The sequence below is a fragment of the Clostridium sp. ETTB3 genome, from assembly GCF_053571985.1.
On sequence record NZ_CP199832.1, the window covers coordinates 2,459,649 to 2,484,585 of the forward strand.

Sequence of the window (24,937 nt, forward strand, 5' to 3'; positions counted from 1 at the left end):
AGGTTAAAATTGTTAATTATTTATTTTTCTTTTTTAGGAAGTATACACCAAATCCAATTATTAAAACTGCAAATGTTATAGTTATTCCATAAAATATTCCTTGTCCTGTTTTAGGTATTTCATTTTTATTTTCAGAATTTACCTTGTTATCTGTACTAGTATTACTATTATCATCTTTAGGAGTTTCAGGTGTTACTGGTACATCTGGTGCTTCAACTTTATCATCTGATCCGCTGCTATTTCCTGGTTTATTTATATTCCCTGAATTATCATTACCTGAATCATCTGGTTTTTCCGGAATACTTGGGTTATCTGGAAGTTCTGGATTACCAGGAGTAGTTGGCTCATCTGGTTTTTCTGGCTTTATAGGATTAGATGGCTCTAATTCTACCATTTTCATACTTACCTTTACATTTATAGTCTTAGTTGTAGTTGCACCATTACTATCTGTTACACTATAAATTACCTTGTAATTTCCAACCTTAGTTGTATCAACATCACTTTCAACAACTACTTTATCAACTGGAATTTCTCCATCCTCTTCATCAATTACCTTTACATTGTCTAGTTCATTAAATTTATCACCAACTACTAATTCAACATCATTTGCTATTATTACAGGTGCAGCATTCATACTTGGTGCATTTATTACTTTCTTTTCAACAACTAATGTTAATGATTTTTCTGAAACATTATTAAATCTATCAGTAGCTCTCACTGTTAACTCATATGTTCCTGCTTTATTCACATCATAACTACCAATTATTTCAGGATTAATAGTTCCTCCTAAATAGTCAACTGCACTTATATATTTACTTAAATCAAGTTCATCACCTTTAGTAACAACTATTTTATCAACTTCTTGCCCATTATTCATAATAGTTATTATAGGCTTACTAATTTCTTGATTTGCCACTTCTTCAACTATTACAGTTTGTTTTAAATTAGTAACTTCTCCCTCACTATCACTAACTGAATAGTTAATATTATATGTACCAACCTTTTTCGTATCAACCTTTCCGGTAACAACTACTTTATCAACTGGAATTTCTCCATCCTCTTCATCATTAACTACAATATAACTTTTTGCATCAAAATCCTCTCCCTTTGATACAAAAATATTTCCATCAACTACTGTTGCTAAACTTTTCAGACTTATTACCGGAGAGGAATTTATAGTTAATTTTTCCATATTTAGGTTTGCTATATCATTTCCACTAACTTGCTTATTAGTATCATTAATTATATAGCTATATGAGTTTCCGTCATTATTTACATTAGCATTAATAGTATATGCAGAACTTCCATTTCCATCCTTGGTAACATTTATTTCGCATATTTCTAACTCTCCACCATTCTTATCTAATGGTTCATTAGATATTATAAATATTTCCATAGACTTTTTATCATCACTTATTTTAGTATGAGTTTTTATATCATTTGATTTTGATTTCACAAGCCATTCAATGCTATTTTCTTTAAATTTAGCATTACCATCAATCTTCAAACTCAATTGTAATGATTTAATTACAGGAGTAAAATTATCCAATTTAATTTTAACTTTATCCTTTTCTATTTTTTCAACACCTAACTCTACAGCTACTTTATTACTTACTTTTTTATTATCTGCAACACCATTAATTGAATATGCAAATATAACTGCAGTAACTGTAGATATAGCCATTAAATTAACAAATCTCTTATTTTTCTTTTTCTTATTATTTCTTCTAGTAGCTCTATTTTCAAATCTTTTCTGAATCATCTTATCACCCCGTTTAATTTAGTGACAAGTTATAAGTGACAAGTGACAAGTTAATGATTAAACTCTTTTAAGAGTTTCTTAAAATATATTTTCTTAAATTAAGAATCAGCTCAATTTTTCTCTCATCTTGTCACTTGCCATTTTCCACTCTTAACTATCTCAAAATTCAGCATAAGCTGAATTTTTTCCTCATCTTGTCACTTGTCACTCGTCACTCTTAACTATCCTCATATTATCTTGCTTCTATTACTTTATTAATTACATCTTCCTTAATATTAAAGGTCTTAATGTTATTAGTTCTTTTTTCATTACCTGATGATAATTTTATTTCTGGCAGTTCATCTGGAACTTTAATTTTAAAAGTATCACTTACAAGTCTTTGTCCTCCAGTTAATGCATCTGCACTATCTGTTCTATATAACTCAGCAAATATCTCTGTATTATCTTTCATAAAGTCATTAACATATTCTGGTTCAACCCAATAAACCCAATTTCCTTCAGAAATTTCTTGTAAATCTCCGTTATCAGGAATTTCTGCCATAAGTATTCCATTATATTTATCAGCAATATGCTCTTCATTTTGATTTAATACTAAAGGTACATTAAAAGCTGGATTTCCTCTATATTCACCAGTTATAACTATTGAACCTGCTGGAATTGATTTTTCTTCATTTTCCTCAGTTTCAGGGTTATCAACTACATAAACAAACTTTTCTTTTAATATTCCAATACCATTTTCATAATTAATATTATCTTCTGCAACACCAATTTCAATATTATCTCCAGGAGGTGTTATTACTTCAAGTTCAGCTATTGAAATATTCTTAGTTTCTAAAGCTGTAATCTTAACATATCTTGCATTATATGAGCTTAATTGATTTCCTCCAGTAACTCCTTCTTGGTCAAAGAAAATAGTAGCTGTTGGATTATCTGCAGTTAAATTTAATGTATCTTCCTTAACAGTTGTCCAATTTGCTCCATCTTTACTAACCTCAATTTTATATTTCTTAAGTGCTGAACTTGCCACAGCTTGTCTCTTAAATATAAAGCCTGAAGTTTCAATAGGTGCAGTATACTTTATACCTACTAATGTCTTCATTTCAGTAGTATCTACTATTACATATGGATTATTATTAGGATTCATTTCTGTTAAATGAATTGAGCTATTAAATTCATCTTTAGTTAACATTCTACCTTCATAAGCAGTATTATTGTTATCATCTAAAGCTAATTTTAAATCCTTATTTTCTTCATGTGAATGAATATCATTGTGGTTTTCATTTAAACTTATTGTATTAGTAGTTAAAATTGTACTAGATTTAGCAATTCCACCTTCATGTCTAACTTTAATTGTTCCTAATTCAACTGTATTAGTTGGATTTAAATTATAATCATATGCAACTGCAGAATAAGTAACTACTCTATTATTTATATTGTCAACTACATCAGTATAAACAGTCTCTTGTCCATTTTTATTTCTTTCAATAAATCCAGCTGGCTTACCATTTCTATATATTTCATATCCTAAAATATTATCATTGCTTTTATCTACAGATAAATTAATTGAAACATTTTTATCATTTACATAAGAACCATTTACTATTTCATTTCCTCTAGAGTCATTTCCAAACTTAGCAGAAAGAGTAGTTCCCTCTTCCATATCTGCAGTTCCTGCCATTCTTCTTCTTCTAGCTTCATCATTAATATATTGAATCTTCTTAGTTTCTTTAGGGAATTGAGATACATATTGTAATGTTGTTTCATTTGCCACTATTCCATGTGCTTCATAAAAATCAGTTAAATCTTTTCCTGCAACCTTTGAGTTCATTCTAATTAACCATTGATCTCTATCGCCATTAGCTTTTTCCTCTGCTGTCATTTCTCTGTATGCTCTATTTAATTTTGCAAAGAATGAATCATTACTTAAATCAGCATCTCCATCAGTTAATAACATTTTATATGTACTTTCATTTTCATATGCAAGATATGGTTGCCATAACATATTAACTACAACACTTCTATTAGTAGATAAACCAATTGTATTTGAAGTTACTTTTTTATAAAGTTCATTCATTGATGATGCATATGGACTATCTTCATCAAGCATTGTTCCTGTAATTGCAGTCATTAAATTATTACTTGTTTCTGGATAAAGTCTATCTGCAATATCCATACAATGTCCCATTTCATGACCTATTAATCCTCCATAAAGATGAGCTTCATCCTTATTTACTACATCTCCCATTGAATCAATCTTATAAGGAACCCCTTGAATATATGAAGCTGAATTAAATCCTACCCCTATATGATGACTTGATGCATAAGCTGCTGCTCCCATCATCATTCTTTGATATTTAATATTTAATCTTGTAAGCGGAGCTCTATGCTTTTTAAAGTATTCTCTATCTTCAGAGTCAATTTCTCCATTTCCATTGAAATCCTTAACCTCTTCAAATACACCTTTTTTAGCAAATCCAACTTGTACTTCCTGTTCCCATGCTAAAAGTGCATTATGTACCCTTTCAACTTGAGCTTCTATATCATTTTCTAATCCTTCTTCAATTCCTCTAAGTATTTCAGATGCTGGTAAAGTTAATGTAAATCTATCCCCTTCTATATCTGTTGTGTTTAAAGGTGATGTTTCTTTATCATAAAGATAAATATTATTAATCTTATCTTTATCACTAACTTCTGTTGGATATAAACTCTTTATGTCAGATATATATGTTTTTAACTCATTTATATAAGCTCTTATTTTATCTTTAACTTCTTCTTCCTTAGTAGAATCATTTATTATATTATTAACATTTAAATGAGGAATATCAGTAACTCCACTTAAACGAATTTGTACATTTGCACTTGTAGAACCTTGAGTAACCCTCGCCATAACTTGACCACCCTTTTCTACATCAGCAGAAATAATTGAAGGAATTGTTATTTCAGTTCTTCCCGGAGATATTGTATAAACTTTACTCATATATGAAGTTGGTAATCCATAATTTTGTAAAAATACTATATCAACCTTTGTATTTGGGTCACTTGATCCCATATATACTACTATTTGTTTAGATGTTCCATTATCATCAACTGAAGGTCTTGCAACACTTCCTAATGACTGATAACTATTTTCCATTCCTAAAGATGGACCTTCATTATCAGTTCTAATACTAGCATCAAGAGTTGTTACCTTTTCAGAAACTTCCTTATCATTAAATAACTTTTGTGCAACATCTAATTCCTTTTCTAAAATGGCTTTATCTGGATGATATTCTCCACTTAAATCATCTTGTGTATTTAATCGCTTTGATAATTCATCTAATACATTTTGAGTAACAGACTCTTTAAGAACTAATCTTAAATCATCTTTATATAAATTCTTTATATCATCAGCTAAACTATCATATTCATAAAATTTAAGCTCTGATATTATTTGTGTACTTCCACCATATCCTGATGTATCAACCTTTATTTTTTTTGCTCTTATAGGTTCATTTAAATTTACCATGTAATAGCTATGACCATTAGAGCTCTTTTCAGTTATTGATTCCGTATAAATTACATTTTTATTATCATTCTCATCCCAATAAGTAACCTTAACCTTATATAAGCCCATATAGTGGCCCTTTTGTAATGTTCTTCCTATCCCTATTTTCCCAATTGTATAAGTGTCATCAAATGTAATTTCAGAACCTCTATCAGCACCATAACTAGCCCCTGTATCCCAGTCATTAACCTTCCATTCAGTAGTAAAATCACCATCAACTAATGCATATTTAGAATCATAATGTAAGCCATCATCTTGAGATGCCCATCCATTAGAATCCTTTTTATTACGAACATCAACAATATGAGTTGTTCCAATTTCATTTTCAGTTGTTGGTCTATTAATTAATTTATACTCTTGCATCTTTGGTGGATTAACAGATGTTGTACTTGCTATATATGCCTTAGACATTTCACTTGTACCTAAATGGTTAGTTGCTGTAACCCTTACTTCATAAGAAACATTATCCTCAAGACCATTAACTGTATAGCTATGACTTCTTACTAATTTATTTTTATCTGGATTAGTAATATCTTCACTACCCTCAACAACTTCCTTGTGATTATCATTTGCCTTTATCCAATTTTTATTACTATCACCAATTTTTCTGTAATAAATATCAAAATCCCTTGCTTGAGAATGTTGTTCCCATTTTACTGTAAATGACTTATAACCTTGATCTGTAGTTAAATTTCTAGGTGGTTCTGGCTTATTTAAAGGAATAACTTGAATTTCTGATACACTTCCTTTATCACCATTATAATAACTATCAATTGGATTAAAGTTAGCATCTACATTATCAGCTTTTCTATCAAAGGCTGAAGGCACATCTTCTTCAGTTAAATATCCACTGCTCCATTCACCATTTAAAGATTGAATACTTACTCTATATAAATCATATGGCTTTATGTCTTTATCTAATATATTTAAATTAGTTTTATTGGTTTGTAATTTCTTAGTACTAATAACTTGTCCATTTTCGTTAAGTTTTTGATACATTACTTCATATGAAGTTACATTTGGTTGTGCTTCCCATGATATAGTTATTCTTTCATCATGAAGATTAGTTGATGTTTCTAAAGTCTTTATTGTAGGAATATTCATATCTGGCTTTGGAACTTCCTTATATACATTATTTAAAAACTCTATTTTAGCTATTTCAGATATATTTTTATTTCCTCTATTAGCTGTTACATTTATAGAAATTTGCTTAACAGCAACTTGAGTTCCTAAATCAATAACTATATCTCCATTTGAACCCTTTGAACGAGCTTCATTATAATTTTCATTAAATTCTACAGTTTTTGTAACACCATTTTCATCAACATATGTTATACTACCCTTTTCTGGCATTGATGCATCTGAATTACTTGAAGTCTTAGGAGCCTTAATTACTATTTGTTCCATTTCAATTGAATTTTCTGATGCTAAAGCTATTCCTTCTTTGCTTCCTCTCATAGATTTAGATAAATCAATCCCAAGTACTAATGGAGATTCCTCACTAGGTGCTTGCCCGTCATTTTTTCCTAAAGATACTGATTTTTCATTATCTATAAATATATCCTTAATACTAGTACCACTTTCCAGCTTGAATTTACTTTCATCAACACTAATACTATTTACATCAATTATTGCATCAGTATTTTCAATAACTGCCTTACCTTGAGTAGCTCCCATATTAGAATTTATATAAGTTAAATCAGCAATATCAATTTTACCGTCCTTATTAATATCAAATTTCAATGTATCTTTTGTAACTTTTGATGTTCCAATATTCTCAAATACTAAATCATAGTCTCCCATATCTATTTTTCCATCGCCATTTACATCACCAGCTAAAAATACTCCATTGTAATTTAAAGATTCATTATTACTACTTCCTAAAATAACTCTCTTTGAAAAATCTTTAATTTCTATATTTTCTACCTTTGTATCTATATATCCTTCTGATTTAATTTCAGCAGCATATGTTCCAAGCTCTAATTTTTCAATTGTTATATGTAAAAAATAAATATCTTTTTGTCCATCTTCTAATGGCAATCTTTTTGAATTTAATTTTTCAACCTTATATGTTATTCCATTTTCTAAATCTCCATTTTCTAAAGATAAGTCTAAATTTTGAATAATCTTACTTTCATCTTTAAATATTGATAAATCTATTGAATTTAAGTCCTTTACTGGCATAGCAAAATTCATATCAAATTCTAATTTTCCATATCTTTTTACATCTTCTATAATATTAGAAGTATTTTCTGATGTTGTTTCATTTGAAACTTCTTCATTTGGATTATTTTCTAAAGTTAAATCATCACTATTATTTTCAAATGACTCACTATTATCTATATCTGTTTGAATTTCTTCATCCTTATTTAATTCATTATCTTCATCATTTATTTCTGAGTTAATACTACCTTCCCCTGTCTCATCATTATTTGATGAATTTTCAGTATTTGAACTTTCTATACTTTCTGTATCTTCTACAGTAACATCAATAGAATTGTTAAACTCTTCATTTATATTAGCATTAATTGAATCATCTGCCTTAGTTGTAGCACTTACTGATTGTGCCGCTATAGTAGTTAAATTAGTTGCTGCCAATGCAGTTAAAATAGTATTTGATACTATTTTCTTCATTTACACCCTCTCCTTTTATTTTATAATTATACAAATTTATAACCATTTTAAATTTTACTCTACTTTTTTGTATTTTTAAACACTTTTATTTAATTTAATTCAATTTATATAAATTAATATTCAATCCTTAATTCAATTTACGACTTTTTTCGACTTTAAAAATTCTAAAAATATAAATAAAAAAATCATTCCCCATGTAATAAATTTACTAAAACTATAACTATACTACATAAGAAATGATTAAAATTTAATTAATTAAAATATTCAACTATATGATTTACAATCCTTTCACATGCCTTTCCATCTCCATAAGGATTGGCTGCATGAGCCATATTTTCATAAGCGCCTTTATCATTTACAAGTTCATTTGCTATATTAAAAATATCTTCCTTTTTAACCCCAGCTAACTTAACTGTTCCAGCTTCAATTGCTTCTGGTCTTTCAGTTTCTGTTCTTAATACCATAACTGGTTTTCCAAGTGCAGGTGCTTCTTCTTGAATTCCTCCTGAATCAGTCATTATTAAATAACATTTAGCCATTAAATTAGCAAAATCAACGTATTCTAATGGTTCAATTAAATGTACCCTATTTTCAATTTCCTTAAATTCCTCAGCTGCAATTTCTCTTATCAATGGATTCTTATGCATAGGAAAAATTACATCAACATCATCATTTTTAATAACTAATTCATTAACTGCTTTAAATATTTCTTTCATTGGTTCTCCCCAATTTTCTCTTCTATGAGCAGTTAATAAAATAACCTTTTTATTTTCAAAATCTATATTGTTTAAACTATTATCTTCAAATTTATGTTCATTATTTATTACACTTAAAAGAGAATCTATTACCGTATTTCCTGTTATATAAATATTTTTATGTATATTTTCCATTTCTAAATTTTTTTTATTGCTTTTTGTTGCAGCAAAATGTAAAGTGGCTATTGCCCCAGTTAGCTTTCTATTTGCTTCTTCTGGGAAAGGCGAATATATATCTCCTGTTCTAAGACCTGCTTCCACATGTCCTATAGGTTTTTGATTATAAAATGCTGCTAATGCTCCATTTAATGTAGTTGAAGTATCTCCATGAACTAATACTATATCTGGATTGCACTCATTAATTACTTTATCTACACCAGTTAACACCTTATTTGAAACATCTACAATAGTTTGCCCATGAGACATTACATTTAAATCATATTTAGGTTTTACATTAAAAACATCTAATACTGCATCAAGCATTTCTCTATGTTGTCCTGTTACACATACTATAGATTCTATTCTCTCATCTTTTTCTAACATCTTTACTAATGGACACATTTTTATTGCTTCCGGTCTTGTTCCGAATACACTTAAAACCTTTATCTTTTCCACTTATTTTTTCCTCCTAATATTTTTAAAATGTTAAGTTATTTTTCATTTATGCAATTTCCTATAATAATTAAAATTACTGGTATTATATAATATATTAAATCTATAAAAGGTATAAAATCTATAAACCTTATTGCTATACTACCTATAATAAATATTAGTAATGTAAATACTGAAACTATAATTATAGGTGTAATTATTCTTATGGTTTTCTTAAATTTTATAAAATCACTAAATAATAATGCTGATAATGCTATAAGTATTAATGGTTGTGCTAATATTAATATTGAATTTATTAAAAATAGAAAAGCCCTAACTCCACTATCGTATCTAAATGAAAGATACATATTTTCAAAACAGTTTCCAAATTCATTAAAAGCACTAATTACCCTTGGTATTAAAATTACTATAGCTATTACCCCTAAAATACTTCCTATACCCTTATATCTTATAAAAGATTTATTTGATACATTTTTATTTATATTGCTTTGAAAATCAACATTTGTATTTAAAAATAAATTACTCTCATCATTATCATTTAAATGTTGAAAATCATCAATAACTTCATTTTTATTATATATTTCATTTTCTTTGTTTGAATACATTTCTGAAATACATTCTTTACAATAATATTTATTATTTATTTTTACTGCACATTCTTCACAAATAAGCTTATGGCATTTAACACACATTGCTATTGCTTCTCTATTTTCATGCTTTAAACAATTCATCTCTAATTAATTCTGCTACTCGAAATATGGACAAACGTATCCATATTGAGATTTTTCCTTTTTCAACGTGACCTATTTTGTCTTGATAAACATAGACTACTTTAGTTTGATATATCACTCCAAAGGCGTAAATTCCCGACTTAGCCATCGGTACATATCTATAAAGTTTGTTTAAGCTATTTTATAGATTTTTGCATCTCTTAAATTAAGACTTGCATTATAATCTCTATCTTCAACATACCCACAATCACAATTAAAAATTCTATCTTTAAGTTTTAAATCTTTTTTTATAGAACCACATTTATGACATAGTTTACTTGAAGGATAAAATCTATCAACAATTCTTAATTCTATACCAAAAGCATTGCATTTATTTGCTAGTTTATTTCTAAATTCATAAAATTTTTGTTGTGCAACCGCTTTAGATAAATGCTTATTCCTCATCATTCCTTTAACATTTAAATCTTCTATCGTAATATAAGATGGTTTGTTTCTCACCACATTACTTACAACTTTATTTATATAATCAGTTCTTATATTGTTAAGTCTTTGATAAAGTATTTGTACTTTAGCTATTTGTTTTTGGATATTTTGTCTAGTAGCTTCTCCCTTCTCTTTTTTATTTCTTAATTTTAAACTTTCATATTTCCTTGAAAGTCTTTTTTGCTCTCTTAATAATTTCTTTTCTAACTTCTTAACTCTTTGAGTTTTATTTATGTTTTTATAAATGATTTTATCGCTGCAAATAGCAAAATCTTTTATGCCCAAATCAACTCCTATACCTTGATTTGTATTTTTCTGTGGGATATTTTCTACATCTATTATTACAGACACATAATATCTATTTGCTTTCTTTGATACAGTTCCGCTAATAATTTTTGAGCCTATTGGAATGTAGCCATACTCCTTTAACCTTACGTTTTTTAATGTAGGTATCATTATTTTATGTCTATCCACTTTCCAATCGCCTTTATTATTCTTAGGAAAGTATAATTTAACATCACATTTATTTTTCTTTTTAAACTTAGGAAACTTAGCTTTACCTTTAAAAAACCTTTTATAAGCGATTTCGGCATTTTGTATAGCTTTTTTTCTAGCTTTAGAACCACAATTATTTATCCAAGAGTATTCATCTAAAACTTTGATTTCATTATTTATATACTTATCAAAATCATTGGCACTCATAAACACCTGTTTCTTATCAATGAATCCATCTTTGTATTTAGTATATAGTTGATTGTTCATTGATAAATATTCATTATATAGCCATCTACAAACTCCAATACTTTGATTGATTTTCTGTATTTGTTTTGTTGTTGGTTTTATCTCTACTTTGTAGGCTTTTAGCAATTTCTTCACCCTTTTCTATATTTTTCTTATATTTTCTTAATCCGTAGATTCTACAACTAAAAACATGTAATATTGAAATTATATCTTGAACTAATTCTTCTTGTAGTGAAAGTAATTCGTTGTTTACAACTATTATTTTCACATTATATTTACTCAAAAATCGTTCAAACCAATCATATCCAAAGCGAATAAATCTATCTTTATGAGTTACTATAATAGAATCAACTTTATTTTCCATGCATTCTTCAATAAGTTTATTCCATTTTCTACGATTGTAATTCAATCCACTACCTATATCTTCAATTATTTCATCTACTATTATTCCTTTGGAAGATGTAAAGTTTAAAAGAAATTCTATCTGATTTTTTAAATCATCTTTTTGCCCATTAGTAGAAACTCTACTATAAATAATCGTCTTTCTATTATTGTTAGCACTATTGATACCTTTAAACTCTAAATACTGTTCGTAAGTATAATATCTTCTATCTGTTGGTGTTCTTTTTGCCTTTAATATGTTTTCTCTATCCCAACGTTGCAAGGTTTTTACACTCACTCCAAGTAATTCAGCAAAATCTTTTGGTTTGTAATTTGTTATGTGTTTACTGTTCATTAATATCACTTCTTGAGCACACATTAATACTTTTAAACACATTCGTCAATATTTTAATTGACTATATATTCCTCCTTCTATTATAAATTAATATCAATTTATAATTTACATCACTTTACTTAACCATAATTATCTCCATTTTATTTACCTTATTGATAAACCAAAATTATAAATTCTAAATTATCTTGTCTTTTATTCATATTATTATAATTATATCATATAATTTAAATGCCATAAATCAATTATAAAATAAATGAACCTAGCGTAGAGTAAAATTTTCACTAGGTTCACTTTCTTTAATTTAACTTTTTTATTGTATTTCATCATGATTATCTATTATTTTCTTATATTTATTATCATAATAATCATACTTCTCATCTAAATAACCATATTCATAAAAATTATTATAACTATTTTCAATTTCATCATCAAAATCACTTGCTACTTTCAATAATGAAAAAATAACTATAAATATTAAACATATAAATCCAATAATAAAAATATATTTAATCACATACTCACCTCTTACAAACCAAACAATATCATTACGAATTTTTCCCATCTTAATTGCAATATATTCTTTTAATTCATATTTTTTTTATTTATCTTTATTTATGCTAAGTATAAAAAAAGTTTACAACGACAAGAATAAAAGTATATTAACTATGATTTTATATTTTAAAATTTAATAAAGGTAGGTAAAATTTCAATGATTGATTTTAAAACAAGTAAGACAAAAGAAAATCTATTAAAAGCATTTGCAGGCGAAAGTCAAGCAAGAAATAGATATACATTTGCTGCTGAAGTAGCTAAAACAGAGGGATACCCTATTTTACATGACTTATTTATTTATACAGCTAACCAAGAAAAAGCTCATGCTCAACAATTCATGGAAAAATTAAAAGAATTTTCTGGAAGTGAAATTGAATTCACAGCTTCTTATCCAGTAGAAGTAGAAAAATCAACGCTAACTTTACTAAAACAAGCTGAAAAAAATGAATCAAATGAAGGTAAAAATATTTATATTGAATTTGCCAAAGTTGCAAAAGAAGAAGGTTTTTCTGATATAGAAAATCTATTTACTAATATAGCTTCTATTGAAAATGTTCATTCTGAACGCTTTAAAAAATATGCTGAAAAGCTTTCAAGTGGCTCATTGTTTAAAGATACAATTACTTCAGCTTGGATGTGTACAAATTGTGGATTTATTTATGAAGGTCTAGTAGCACCAGCAAAATGTCCAGTATGTTCTCATCCTCAAGGATATTTTATTAAATTTGATGAATCTCCTTTTGAAGATAAATAATCACTCATATTCAATTAATTTATAAAAAAATATTAATATTATATAACATTAATCCACATTTAAAGAAAATTTTAATAATTAATCTTTCCTTAAATGTGGATTTTTTTAATTATAAATATCTGATAATTCTAATTCTGTATTAGCTTCATCAAATTCATAAATTTTCATTGGCATATTATCAACTAGTACATTTGGTAATACAATATCAAATATACTACCTCTCTCTAATTCACTACTTACAAATATAAATCCATCATGTGCTTCTACCATTGATTTAACTATACTTAAACCAATACCACTACCTTCATTTAACCTTTTAAAAGAATTATCAAGCCTTAAAAATCTTTCAAATACTTTATCTTTCATATCTATTGGAATACCTATTCCATTATCTTCAAATGTTAATACTACATTTTTTTCACTTACATTAATATTAACTTTAATTCTTCCACTATGTTCAGTATATTTAATAGAATTAGATAATAAATTTAAAACTACCTTTTCAATCATATTTGGATCACACTTTATATAATGCTCTTCCACATTTGTATCAAATTCAATAGTTATATTTTTAAATTTCAAAAATGAAACTGTTGAAATAACTATATTTTCTATAAATGAAACTATTTCATAATTTCCAAAATTAGGGCTAATTACACCAGTATCAATCTTAGTTGTATCTACAATATTATTTATTAGCCTAATCATTCTTTTGCTATTTAATTTTAATGAAGAACTATACTTATCATACACCTTTAAAAACTCATCTGCCCCATTTGATTTTGTTCCTTCTAATAATTGTAATGTAGAATAAAGAACATTAAGTGGAGTTTTTAACTCATGTGATAAAGTTGAAATAAATTCTGATTTTTTTGTATCATTAAGCTTACGCACTTCTAATTCTTGCTCTAATTTAATTCTATCAGTAATACTTATAAAGCTAACTAATATTTCATTTTCATTAAATGATTTATTTTCACTTGAATATATCATTTGAATATAACAATCAAATATGCATTTATTATTGCTAACATTCACTAATCCTCTCCATGCTCCATTTTTAGTTAACTCTTCCTGAATCTCATTTATTTTTTCTTTAAAACCATCATTTTTTAATATCTTTTCCTTATACCACTTTTCATCAATATCCTGTCCATAATGTTCTTTAATTTTATTATTCATATATGATATATTTAAATTTCTATCACAAATAAACATATAATTATAACTATTAAAATGAGCTAAATTATAAAATTTAATTAATTCATTATTTAAGTGTTCTACCTTTCCATTAATTAAATATAGTTCTATTACACTTCCTACAACAACTACAAAAAAAGTTAAATATGTTAATAATGCCGATATTAATTTCATATTAAAACTATTATATTTAAATGCCATTGTAATATATAATAATTTAATAGCAACAATTAATAAACTTATACTAAATGCATTTAATATCACTCTATTTTTATTTATTGATTTTAATAATAATTTTATAGCTATTACCAAATATGATATATTTAAAAATATAGTATATATAATTAGTGTTTTTTTATTTTCAAAAATTCCCCCAACAAATAATTGCTTTTCTATTATCCAAGCAAATATAGAATATGTAATAACAAATATAAGAGATTTTCCTCTATTCTTTTCTATAATCTTATATATAGTTGAATTTGGAATAATAATACTAGAAAGTATTACTACCCTAAGCAATGATACTGTAATAGTTAAATAATTAGTAACATTAAATGAATAATTTAAAAATGTTGCATAATCAATTTGTCCAAAAATTACAGTTATTGCAAAGGATATATATACTAATAATAATATATATATTGATAACTCCTTTGTTTTTTTATATAAATTTAAACAAACTGCTATTGAAATTGTAGCTATTAATCCATTTATTATTCTAATAAATCTTACTACTGAATATTGAAATTCACTACTTTCATATACCTTAAATAAGCTTACTATAATATACATAATTGCTAGTGTAGCTAAAATTATAATAAGTTCCTTTTTTCTATTAGTTTGTTTAATTTTTAATTTATTAATTTCCTTAGTATATCTCATTCTTCCCTCACCCTTAGTACTTTTTATCCAACACCTCTTATATTACAATTATATCACATTTTCCCTTTTATTTCATAATAACTTATTATTTTCTGTTTTTTGTAATATATAATAAAATTTTTAATTAAATAATTTATTATATTAATTAGGAACTATAAATCAATATTTTAGAAACTTAATACTATATTAATCTCTTAAAAACTTTGTAATAATATATATAACAATAAAAGAAATCGATTTCTATAATAATTAGTTTAATTAAACAGGTATTAAGAATATATTTCATTATTAAATAGGGGTGAGAGTTTGGATACTTTAGCAAATAAAAAAATCGAAAAAAATACTGATATTTCTATAAAAACTTTACTTACTTATAGTTCTGGAAGCCTAGGAAATAATATGATTTATTCATTAATTAATTCCTACCTTTTAATCTTTTTAACTGATAGTTTTGGTATTGGAGCTGCTGCAATAGGTACTTTATTTTTAATTGCAAGAATCATAGATGGTATAACTGACCCTATAATGGGTGTTATTGTTGATAATACTCATACTAAAATAGGTAAAAGTCGACCTTATTTATTTATTGTTCCTATTTTTGTTGGACTTGCTACAATAATGTGCTTTTCATCTCCAAATTTAAGTGCTAACAATAAAATCATTTGGATTTATACTGCATATATATTTTGGGGAATATCTTTTACTGCAATGGATATTCCATATTGGTCACTATCTGCCAATATCACTAAATCATCAACTGGAAAAACTAAAATAGTTACTTCTGCAAGAACAATTGCTTACGTTGGTGGATTTATTATTTCTACACTTACTATCCCATTAGTCTCACTTTTTGGAAGCTGGACAAAGGTTGCAATAATTTATGTTTGTTTTGCTACATTATTTACTTGGATTACTGCATTTGGTATTAGAGAATTAAAGACTTCTTCTACTACAAAGAAAGAAAAACAAGGCTTTAAGCAATTTATAAACTTATTAAAAACAAATAAACCATTAAGAATAGTATTATTATCAATGTTAGTACTAGAATTAAGTGGTTCAATAAAAAATACAATTGCTATGTATTATATAAAATATAATTTCAATGCAGAAATGATGATTCCTGTTGTAACTTCAATTGGTCTTGTTGCTAGCATTTTAGGTGGACTAGTATCTCCATTTTTATCGAAAAAACTTGGTAAAAGAAATACTGCTCTTTTAGGATTATTAGTTTCTGCAACTGGATCACTTTTAATATTTTTATTATCATATTCTTCATTATATACAATGATTGGTATAAACTTTATATCTGGAATTTTTGATGGTGCTGGATATATTACCTTAACATCAATGGTTGCTGATTGTGTTGAATATGGTGAATGGCAAACAGGTAAAAGATCTGAAGGAATGATATTTTCTTTAAATATATTTAAAAGTAAAATTTCTAGTGCAATTGGTGGTTCATTATGTGGATATATATTAGCATATATAGGTTATAAAGCAAATGTTACTCAATCTACTTTTACTTTAAATGGCATACATGTAATTCAAACATTAATTCCATGTATAATTATATTTACAAGCTTCTTATTATTGAGAAGATATAATTTAACTGAAGCTGAATATGATGCAATTGTGGAAGATTTAAGAAATGGAGTTACAAGATTAAGTGACTAATTAAACTATAAATAAATTTATTAAAAACAAAGACAATAGGTAAATTTATACAAATCATTAATTTACATATTGTCTTTTTTATATTATTTTTTTAAAACCAATTATTACTTTTCTTATTATTTCTATAACTTAAAGGAGAGATTGAAAAATGCTTTGAAAATGTTTTTGAAAATAATAATGAATCACTATATCCCACTTTATTTGCAACTTCTCCTATAGGCATTTTTGTATTTTTTAATAATAATGTTGCCTTATACATCCTAAGATTTATAAGATAATTTTGAGGAGAAACCTTAAGATTTTTAATAAACATTTTATATAAATAACTCCTACTTAAATTTACATGTTCAGCAATATCTTGAACTGTTATGTTATTCATATAATTAATATTAATGTAATCAATAGCTTCTTGAATATATGTATGTAATTCCTTATTTTTATATTCAAATTCCTTTGGAAATTCTTCTATTAATGCATGAAATAATGAATACAATTCTCTTAACAATAATATATCATCAGATGCCGATGGATTATAAGCTTTTGATATTTCACACATATTTGATATTATCTTAGGAATTTTTGAATCTTCCTTACAACTAGCTGCATAAGAATCAACTATAGATGTTCTATTTAAATATTCACTTGCATTCGCTCCATTAAAACCAATCCATTGATATTCCCATGGTTCATCTATAGATGCCATATACTCAACCTTCATTCCTTTTAATAATATAAATATATCACCTTTCTTCAGCTTGTATACCTTATCATCAACCTTAAATATTCCTTCTCCCTTTGTTATATAATGTACAACAGCACTTTTTAATACTTCATACTTATATCCAAATCCCGGAATTCCTTGCTCTATTCCACATTCATCTACATTAACTTCAAAATTTTCCTTACTATACTTCTTCCATAATATTTGCATATAAATACCTCCCTAATTTATAAATTCCCCTAATTTAAATTAGACTTTATTCTAATTTTAATATACACCTTCAATTTAAAAACATTGGAAACATTATAACATATTTTAGAGCTTTATAACTATTTTAAAAGATTAAATTACATATTAATATTAAATTATAGTAAAAAATAAACTTTTAAAATCAATTTTATGGAATTATATTTCCTACATATTTCATTATGTTTCCTAATTCCATAATCATATTAAATATATTGGAGGTAATTATGTTATTATTAAATGAATATCATGAAAATCTTTCTATACATCATGTAAATATGATGCAAAGAAGGAGTTACTACATTCCTTTTATTGATGCTACTGAAGCAATCAATATTAAGGATAGAACTAATCAATTTAACTTTTTTTCACTTAATGGGAAATGGGATTTTAATTATTTTCCTAGCCTTCAGTTAATTAAAGACTTTAATCATATCAATGAAATCAACCTTTCTGATTCAATTGATGTACCATCTGTATGGCAAATGAAGGGATATGATTATAATCAATATACAAATGTTAAATATCCAATTCCATATAATCCACCTTTTGTACCTACTGATAATCCTTGTGCAATTTATAAAAAAGAATTTGATTTTAATATTGATTCCGAAAAACAAGATTATCATATAAACTTTGAAGGTATAGATTCATGCTTTTATTTTTGGATAAATGATAAGTTTGTTGGCTATAGTCAAATATCTCATAGCATTTCTGAATTTGATATTTCAAATTATTTAGTAAATGGTAAAAATACTATTACAGTATTAGTTTTAAAATGGTGTGATGGAACTTATTTTGAAGATCAAGATAAATTTAGAATGTCAGGGATATTTAGAGATGTATATATACTAACAAGGTCAAAATCAAGAATTAATGACTTTAAATTAACAACCTCTGTAAACGTATTATCTAATGAAGGTGTTATAAACCTTGAAATTCTTGCTACTGTTGGTAACCCAAATATTAGTTATACCTTATTAGAACCCAATAATACTGTTATTTCCTCTGGAAACATAATAGAAAACAACTTACAAATTAATATTTCAAATGCTCAACTTTGGGATGCTGAAAATCCTAATTTATATACATTATTACTACAAACAGAAACTGAAGTTATAAAAGAAAAGGTTGGATTAAGAGAAATTAAAATAGAAAATTCTATTTTAAAAATTAATGATGTTCCTATAAAAATAAAAGGTGTTAATCATCATGATTCAGATCCTTTTAAGGGGTATGCTATTACTTATGATGACCTTATTGTAGATTTAAAATTAATGAAAGAAAATAATATTAATTCTATAAGAACTTCACATTATCCTAAAGCGCCTATTTTTTATGAATTATGCGATGAATACGGATTTTATGTTATGAGTGAAGCTGATATTGAAACTCATGGAGTTGTTGAATTATATGGATTAGGCTATTTAGATAATTATAATATGATAGCAGATGATGTTATTTATAAAGAATCAATCATAGATAGAATAGATTCTTCCATAGTTCCATTTAAGAATAAATCTTGTATTTTTATGTGGTCACTTGGAAATGAATCTGGATACGGAATAAATTTTGAAACTGGAGCAAAATATGCTAAAGATTTAGATTCATCACGTCATATACATTATGAAGCTGCACATTATGCTAATAAGCAAAGAACTAATGATTTTAGTAATCTTGATGTTATAAGCAGAATGTATCCAAGTGTAGAAGAAATCAAAGCCTATTTTGAAAAAGGAATAGATAAGCCATTTGTATTATGTGAATATGCACATGCAATGGGTAATAGTCCTGGTGACTTAACAAAATATGATGAACTTATTCAAAAACATGATGAGTTCATAGGTGGATATGTTTGGGAATGGTGTGATCATGCACTATTTATGAAGAATTGTAAAAATGGTAAAAAAGCATATGGATACGGTGGAGATTTTGGTGAAAGAAACCATGATGGAAACTTCTGTATGGATGGTTTGGTTTATCCTGATAGAACTCCTCATACTGGATTATTAGAATATAAAAATATTAACAGGCCAATTAGAGCCTTAAGCTTTGATGAAGCTAATAATAAAGTTAAGTTTAAAAACATGCTTGATTTTAAGAACATTAATGAATTCTTAAATGTTACTTATAAAATTCATGCAAACGGAGAGCTTATTTCATCTCAGCATTTAGTAATAGATAGCTTAAAGCCAAAAGAAGAAAAATGGTTTGACTTAAATGTTCCAAATATTCCAAATGGAATTTGCACTATTTTATTTGAATATAACGTAAAACAAGATGAATCACTTTATAAAAAGGATATGAACTTAGGACATGATCAATTTATTATAAATGAAGGAAATAACTTATCTTATATAAATGATTTATTAAATACTAAAACTAATAAAGAAAAATTTAATATAAAAGAATGTGCTAATAAAATTGATATTTCAAATTCAAATTTCAATTTAACTTACAATAAAAATACTGCAACATTTGAATATATTAAATTATATGAAAAAGTATTTTTAAATGCTCCTATGGACTTCCTTATTTGGAGAGCTCCAACAGATAATGATAGAAATATTAAAAATACTTGGATTGAAGCTGGTTTTGATCAAATTTCAACACGTGTATATACTAATGAAATTAAGGAATATGAAGATAAGTTAAAAATAATAAGTAATTTATGCTTAATTCCACCATATAGAGAAAAGGTTCTTGATCTTACGGTAACATGGAGCATTTATTCATCTGGTTTAATTAATTGTAACATTGCAGCTACTAAGAATATGCTAACTCCTTTCTTACCTCGTTTTGGCGTTCAGTTAAAATTAAATAAATCATATGAAAATGTAAATTACTTTGGATTTGGTCCATACGAAAGTTATTTAGATAAAAACTTATCATGCTATTTAGGTAACTTTAATTCTACAGTTTCTGAAATGCATGAAGATTATATAAAGCCTCAAGAAAATGGTAGCCACCATTTCTGTAGAAATATTTCTATAAATAATGAACATGAAAAAATACAAGTTTTTTCTGAAAATGACTTTGCATTTAATGCTTCACATTATTCAGTTAATCAATTAACTACTGTAAATCATAACTTTGAATTAAATGAAGAAGATGCAACTTATTTAATAATTGATTATAAGCAAAGTGGAATTGGTTCAAATAGCTGTGGACCTGAATTAGACCAAAGATATCAATTAAATGAAAAAGAATTTTCATATAATTTTTATTTAAAGTTTTTATAAAATAGGTACTCTTAATAAAATTCTCTCAAAATAAAATAATATACTTTACTTAATACAAAAAGGTCAAGCCTCCTTAAAAGACTTGACTTTTTCTAATTATTAAATAAATAACAATTAAACTTCTCTAATTTTTTTAGACTTTAAATTAGGTCTTAAACTAATTAAAGAATAAAAAATACTTCCAATTACTCCTCCAATGAAATCAATTTTCACATCCTTAAGGCTAGCCCCTCTTCCATATACAAATAATTGATGAAATTCATCTGTTATTGCATAAAATAAAACTATTAATAATGTAAAAAATATAGCTTTAATTCCCTTAACATCATGACATGTCATTGCCCATAATATTAGCATTGCAAGAACTAAAAATTCAAATGCATGTGCAGATTTTCTAACAAAAACATTAAAATTTTTAAAGTATTTATATACAAATATTTTTATCTTATCTCTTGCTTTAATAAAAAAATCCTTTGCTTTAATTTTTATAATGCTTATTTTGCTATATTTAATATTATTTATTTTTTCGATTTTATTTATATCTTTAGTATCTCTTGTTAGATTACTGGCCAATGAAATTGTATTTATTTTTTCAATATTATTAACTTCTTCAATACTTACTTTTGTATAATTAGATTCATTCTTATTAATTGCTAAATTAATATTTAAGCTTTTATCACTCTTATTAAATTCCTTGTCTTCATTATATATAATATGCTTATTTAAACTTGAGCTCTTATCATCACTTATTAATTCTTTTATAATATTAAGGGTATCATTTTTAAATTGTTTTATTACATTAAGTACTTTAACACTTCTTTCATTTGATTTATATCCTGGCTGACTTGAATTATAAAATATAAATCCCATCCACAATATACATAATATTATACTTAATTTCTTCTTCATACCCTTCACTCCTTAACTATATCATTATTATACATTTATTACCTTATAATAAAATTATATACCTATATAGTTAATTCGTATATTTAATTTTTGATATATTTTAAACTTGATTTATTTTAATTTAAAATAAATTAATGGCTCCATATTATCACTATTCTAAAATTGATATTTAATTTAAATTACAAAATTTTCTTATCTTCAAAATTTGAATATAATTATATTATAGTTTTTAAATATTCAATAAATCCATCTCTTAACTCTTTTTTTCTAAGAGCATATTCAACTGTTGCTTGAAGGAATCCAAGCTTATCTCCAACATCATATCTTCTTCCTTCAAAATCATATGCATACATAGCTTCATGTTTAATAAGCTCTAGTAATGCATCTGTAAGCTGAATTTCATTTCCCTTACCTGGTTTAGTATTTTCTAATATTTCAAATATCTTTGGTGTAATTATATATCTTCCTAAAATAGCAACATTAGAAGGTGCTTCTTCTACTGCTGGTTTTTCTATAAGATTTTTTACTTTATAAACTCTATCTTCAATATGTAATCCACCAACTATTCCATACTTGTTAACATCTTGTGGCTCAACTGTTTGAACACCTAAAACTGAAGTTTTATATTCCTCATAACAATCAATAAGTTGTTTTAAGCATGGTTTATTATCATTATAAACAACATCATCTCCAAGTAATACTGCAAATGGCTCATTACCAACAAAGGTTTTTGCACAAAGTATAGCATGCCCTAATCCCCTTGGTTCCTTTTGTCTTATAAAATGGATGTTTACCATATCTGATATTTCTCTAACCATTTTAAGCATTTCTTCTTTTCCTGATTTTTCAAGTTCCATTTCAAGCTCAACACTTCTATCGAAATGATCTTCTATACTTTTTTTATTTCTTCCTGTTATTATAAGTATTTCTTCTATACCTGATGCCACACATTCTTCTATTATGTATTGTAGTGTTGGTTTATCTACTATTGGAAGCATTTCTTTTGGTTGTGCCTTTGTAGCTGGTAAAAATCTAGTTCCAAGACCTGCTGCAGGTATTATTGCTTTTCTTATTTTATTTTCCATAAATATTATATTTTTCTCCTCTTTTTTACTATAATTTTTATATAAATTCTTTTCTTATTTAAAGCTCTTATATTTTAACAATATAGTTCATTATATCATCATAAGTTTTATTTGAAACTAAAAACTATTCGATATTTTTCGTCACATATTATAAATTTGTATTATCTTATATAATTATTTATATGAAATTATAAATTAAATTAAAGTTTTTAATTAATTCTCAATATTAAATAATTCATCTTTAGTTTTAATGCTAGATAAAATAGCATTAATATCACTTTCAAACATTGATTTAGACCATTTTCTATCTCCAGGTAAAATTTTAAAATAACTCCACCAGCTTATCTTATATATATTAGTATATCTATAAATTAATCTAATATTGTTATTATTATCTATAACACAAAACCTTAACTCATCTTGAAATACTATTTTTTTTATTAATTCCCTATCTATAGGATTATATTTATTAAACCATTGCCCATAAATCCATTTATTATTATCACCTAACTTTATCATTATTAATAAAGGCTCAGAATATGCAAAATAAAAAATAATATCCTTAAATTTAATTGTTAGCTTAGATCTCATTTTTAAAATTTTTTGAATTGTATATGAACTTTCTTTAATATAAAATACAGGTCCATCTATATGGCCATCTTTACTATCAAATAATAACATTTGTCCAACTTCAATTTCTGGTAAATCCCTTACTTTAAATTCTTCCTTTTGTTCTCTTTCTTCCATAATTCTAATTTTCCTTTCAATGTTACTTAAAATGCCATATATACTATTATTAAATATACTCCCAGTTTTAATTGTTATTAAAATTAACTAACTTCTTTTACTTCATAAACTATTTTATTTCTATATTAAATTATATCATCTTTTTATAAATTTACTTTATAAAAATAAATAAGCTATATCAAATCACAATCTATTTGATATAGCCTTTCTTTAATTTTAAATTACGCTTCCATTACTTCAACATTATTTGCAATGTGCTTCCAGTTATAATATCCATATAAAGAATTCAATAAATTAGTAACCTTCATAACTATTATAATAAGTGCACTTTTATCACCAGATATATATACCATAACCCACATTACTATTGATAAAGCATTTACTCCAACCCACATTAACCATTGTTCAGAAAATCTCATTAAATAAAGAATACTGGCAACAACAGAAACTACAGTTGTTAAAGAATCCATAAATGCTAAGTTTCCACCTAATAAATTTAACGCCTTTGCATATAAAAATACAGCTATTAATGTACCAACAAAAGTTACTATTATTACTTTCATTGGCATAACCTTAAATCTTATTTTTCCATCATCATCTTTATTTTTATTCCATAAATATATTGCTATAGCACTAACAGGAATACTAAATAACATATTGTACATTACTTCTCCATAAAGCTTTACACCCATACATTGATATGAATATAATAAACAATTAATAATTGCAAAATATAATCCTGCTATTTTCCCCTTTGCCCCTAAAACTAAGTTAAGACATCCTGTTAAAGTAAGTGCTAATAAAAATGCTGAATCCCCATTTATATACCAAATAACAGTCATAATTGTACATACTGTTATTAACCATAACTTTTCAAGCATAGTCCAATCTGAAAAATAACTTTTAATCTTCTCCATAATTCTAATC

General features: G+C 25.9%; 17 protein-coding genes. 3 read left to right on the forward strand and 14 right to left on the reverse strand.

What is annotated here, in order from left to right:
* Positions 1-16: 16 nt before the first annotated feature.
* The 8 genes from ACUN06_RS11855 to ACUN06_RS11890 all read right to left on the reverse strand — a co-directional run bounded on the left by ACUN06_RS11855 (position 17) and on the right by ACUN06_RS11890 (position 12,512).
* Positions 17-1,762 carry an immunoglobulin-like domain-containing protein gene (locus ACUN06_RS11855; protein ID WP_449389852.1) on the reverse strand — a complete coding sequence of 582 codons (1,746 nt, stop codon included), beginning with the start codon at positions 1,760-1,762 and terminating at the stop codon, positions 17-19.
* A gap of 232 nt (positions 1,763-1,994) precedes the next feature.
* A complete protein-coding gene (locus ACUN06_RS11860) occupies positions 1,995-7,940 on the reverse strand; it encodes a fibronectin type III domain-containing protein (RefSeq protein WP_449389853.1) in 5,946 nt (1,981 codons plus the stop codon).
* Positions 7,941-8,191: 251 nt separating this feature from the next.
* Positions 8,192-9,310: a non-hydrolyzing UDP-N-acetylglucosamine 2-epimerase gene (gene wecB / locus ACUN06_RS11865; RefSeq protein WP_301953760.1), complete on the reverse strand. Its 1,119-nt coding sequence runs from the start codon at positions 9,308-9,310 to the stop codon at positions 8,192-8,194.
* 35 nt (positions 9,311-9,345) lie between these two features.
* Complete coding sequence (locus ACUN06_RS11870; RefSeq protein ID WP_294163149.1) at positions 9,346-10,038, reverse strand: B-box zinc finger protein; 693 nt, start codon at positions 10,036-10,038, stop codon at positions 9,346-9,348.
* On the reverse strand, positions 10,019-10,186 hold the full coding sequence (locus ACUN06_RS11875) for a hypothetical protein (protein ID WP_449389854.1): 168 nt from the start codon (positions 10,184-10,186) through the stop codon (positions 10,019-10,021). The genes ACUN06_RS11870 and ACUN06_RS11875 overlap by 20 nt, the downstream gene beginning before the upstream one ends.
* Positions 10,187-10,209: 23 nt before the next feature.
* On the reverse strand, positions 10,210-11,388 hold the full coding sequence (locus ACUN06_RS11880) for an RNA-guided endonuclease InsQ/TnpB family protein (protein ID WP_449389855.1): 1,179 nt from the start codon (positions 11,386-11,388) through the stop codon (positions 10,210-10,212).
* On the reverse strand, positions 11,309-11,983 hold the full coding sequence (locus tag ACUN06_RS11885) for an IS607 family transposase (RefSeq protein ID WP_449390280.1): 675 nt from the start codon (positions 11,981-11,983) through the stop codon (positions 11,309-11,311). Before ACUN06_RS11885 ends, ACUN06_RS11880 begins: the two co-directional genes overlap by 80 nt.
* A 325-nt stretch (positions 11,984-12,308) precedes the next feature.
* A complete protein-coding gene (locus tag ACUN06_RS11890) occupies positions 12,309-12,512 on the reverse strand; it encodes a hypothetical protein (RefSeq protein ID WP_291734434.1) in 204 nt (67 codons plus the stop codon).
* Between the two features lie 195 nt (positions 12,513-12,707).
* Between ACUN06_RS11890 and rbr the strand changes: the two genes are divergently transcribed.
* Positions 12,708-13,304 carry a rubrerythrin gene (gene rbr, locus ACUN06_RS11895; protein ID WP_294127133.1) on the forward strand — a complete coding sequence of 199 codons (597 nt, stop codon included), beginning with the start codon at positions 12,708-12,710 and terminating at the stop codon, positions 13,302-13,304.
* Positions 13,305-13,409: 105 nt separating this feature from the next.
* Here rbr and ACUN06_RS11900 read toward each other — a convergent pair whose 3' ends face one another.
* The gene (locus ACUN06_RS11900; RefSeq protein ID WP_449389856.1) at positions 13,410-15,386 is read right to left on the reverse strand and encodes a sensor histidine kinase; all 1,977 of its coding nucleotides are present in this window, start codon (positions 15,384-15,386) and stop codon (positions 13,410-13,412) included.
* A gap of 306 nt (positions 15,387-15,692) precedes the next feature.
* On the opposite strand from ACUN06_RS11900, the gene ACUN06_RS11905 reads away from it, so the two are divergent.
* Positions 15,693-17,060, forward strand: coding sequence for an MFS transporter (locus ACUN06_RS11905; RefSeq protein WP_449389857.1), 1,368 nt, complete (start codon positions 15,693-15,695; stop codon positions 17,058-17,060).
* Between the two features lie 91 nt (positions 17,061-17,151).
* On the opposite strand, the gene ACUN06_RS11910 is transcribed toward ACUN06_RS11905, so the two are convergent.
* A complete protein-coding gene (locus ACUN06_RS11910) occupies positions 17,152-17,991 on the reverse strand; it encodes an AraC family transcriptional regulator (RefSeq protein WP_449389858.1) in 840 nt (279 codons plus the stop codon).
* Positions 17,992-18,254: 263 nt separating this feature from the next.
* On the opposite strand from ACUN06_RS11910, the gene ACUN06_RS11915 reads away from it, so the two are divergent.
* The gene (locus ACUN06_RS11915) at positions 18,255-21,269 is read left to right on the forward strand and encodes a glycoside hydrolase family 2 TIM barrel-domain containing protein (protein ID WP_449389859.1); all 3,015 of its coding nucleotides are present in this window, start codon (positions 18,255-18,257) and stop codon (positions 21,267-21,269) included.
* 114 nt (positions 21,270-21,383) lie between these two features.
* Here ACUN06_RS11915 and ACUN06_RS11920 read toward each other — a convergent pair whose 3' ends face one another.
* From ACUN06_RS11920 to pnuC, 4 genes are all read right to left on the reverse strand, one after another.
* Positions 21,384-22,178 (reverse strand): VanZ family protein, encoded by a 795-nt coding sequence (locus tag ACUN06_RS11920; RefSeq protein ID WP_412229404.1) that lies wholly within the window; start codon positions 22,176-22,178, stop codon positions 21,384-21,386.
* Between the two features lie 215 nt (positions 22,179-22,393).
* The gene (gene galU / locus ACUN06_RS11925) at positions 22,394-23,263 is read right to left on the reverse strand and encodes a UTP--glucose-1-phosphate uridylyltransferase GalU (protein WP_294127146.1); all 870 of its coding nucleotides are present in this window, start codon (positions 23,261-23,263) and stop codon (positions 22,394-22,396) included.
* Positions 23,264-23,476: 213 nt separating this feature from the next.
* Entirely contained in the window at positions 23,477-24,010 is a 534-nt protein-coding gene (locus ACUN06_RS11930) for a hypothetical protein (protein ID WP_294127148.1), read from the reverse strand.
* A gap of 221 nt (positions 24,011-24,231) precedes the next feature.
* On the reverse strand, positions 24,232-24,927 hold the full coding sequence (gene pnuC, locus ACUN06_RS11935; protein WP_449389860.1) for a nicotinamide riboside transporter PnuC: 696 nt from the start codon (positions 24,925-24,927) through the stop codon (positions 24,232-24,234).
* Positions 24,928-24,937: the final 10 nt, after the last annotated feature.

Excerpts from the sequence above, each read along its gene's own strand:
- ACUN06_RS11855 (WP_449389852.1), bottom strand. The coding sequence starts at position 1,762 with ATGATTCAGAAAAGATTTGAAAATAGAGCTACTAGAAGAAATAATAAG.
- ACUN06_RS11860 (WP_449389853.1), bottom strand. The coding sequence starts at position 7,940 with ATGAAGAAAATAGTATCAAATACTATTTTAACTGCATTGGCAGCAACT.
- ACUN06_RS11870 (WP_294163149.1), bottom strand. The coding sequence starts at position 10,038 with ATGAATTGTTTAAAGCATGAAAATAGAGAAGCAATAGCAATGTGTGTT.
- ACUN06_RS11875 (WP_449389854.1), bottom strand. The coding sequence starts at position 10,186 with ATGGCTAAGTCGGGAATTTACGCCTTTGGAGTGATATATCAAACTAAA.
- rbr (WP_294127133.1), top strand. The coding sequence starts at position 12,708 with ATGATTGATTTTAAAACAAGTAAGACAAAAGAAAATCTATTAAAAGCA.
- ACUN06_RS11900 (WP_449389856.1), bottom strand. The coding sequence starts at position 15,386 with ATGAGATATACTAAGGAAATTAATAAATTAAAAATTAAACAAACTAAT.
- ACUN06_RS11910 (WP_449389858.1), bottom strand. The coding sequence starts at position 17,991 with ATGCAAATATTATGGAAGAAGTATAGTAAGGAAAATTTTGAAGTTAAT.
- ACUN06_RS11915 (WP_449389859.1), top strand. The coding sequence starts at position 18,255 with ATGTTATTATTAAATGAATATCATGAAAATCTTTCTATACATCATGTA.
- ACUN06_RS11920 (WP_412229404.1), bottom strand. The coding sequence starts at position 22,178 with ATGAAGAAGAAATTAAGTATAATATTATGTATATTGTGGATGGGATTT.
- galU (WP_294127146.1), bottom strand. The coding sequence starts at position 23,263 with ATGGAAAATAAAATAAGAAAAGCAATAATACCTGCAGCAGGTCTTGGA.
- ACUN06_RS11930 (WP_294127148.1), bottom strand. The coding sequence starts at position 24,010 with ATGGAAGAAAGAGAACAAAAGGAAGAATTTAAAGTAAGGGATTTACCA.
- pnuC (WP_449389860.1), bottom strand. The coding sequence starts at position 24,927 with ATGGAGAAGATTAAAAGTTATTTTTCAGATTGGACTATGCTTGAAAAG.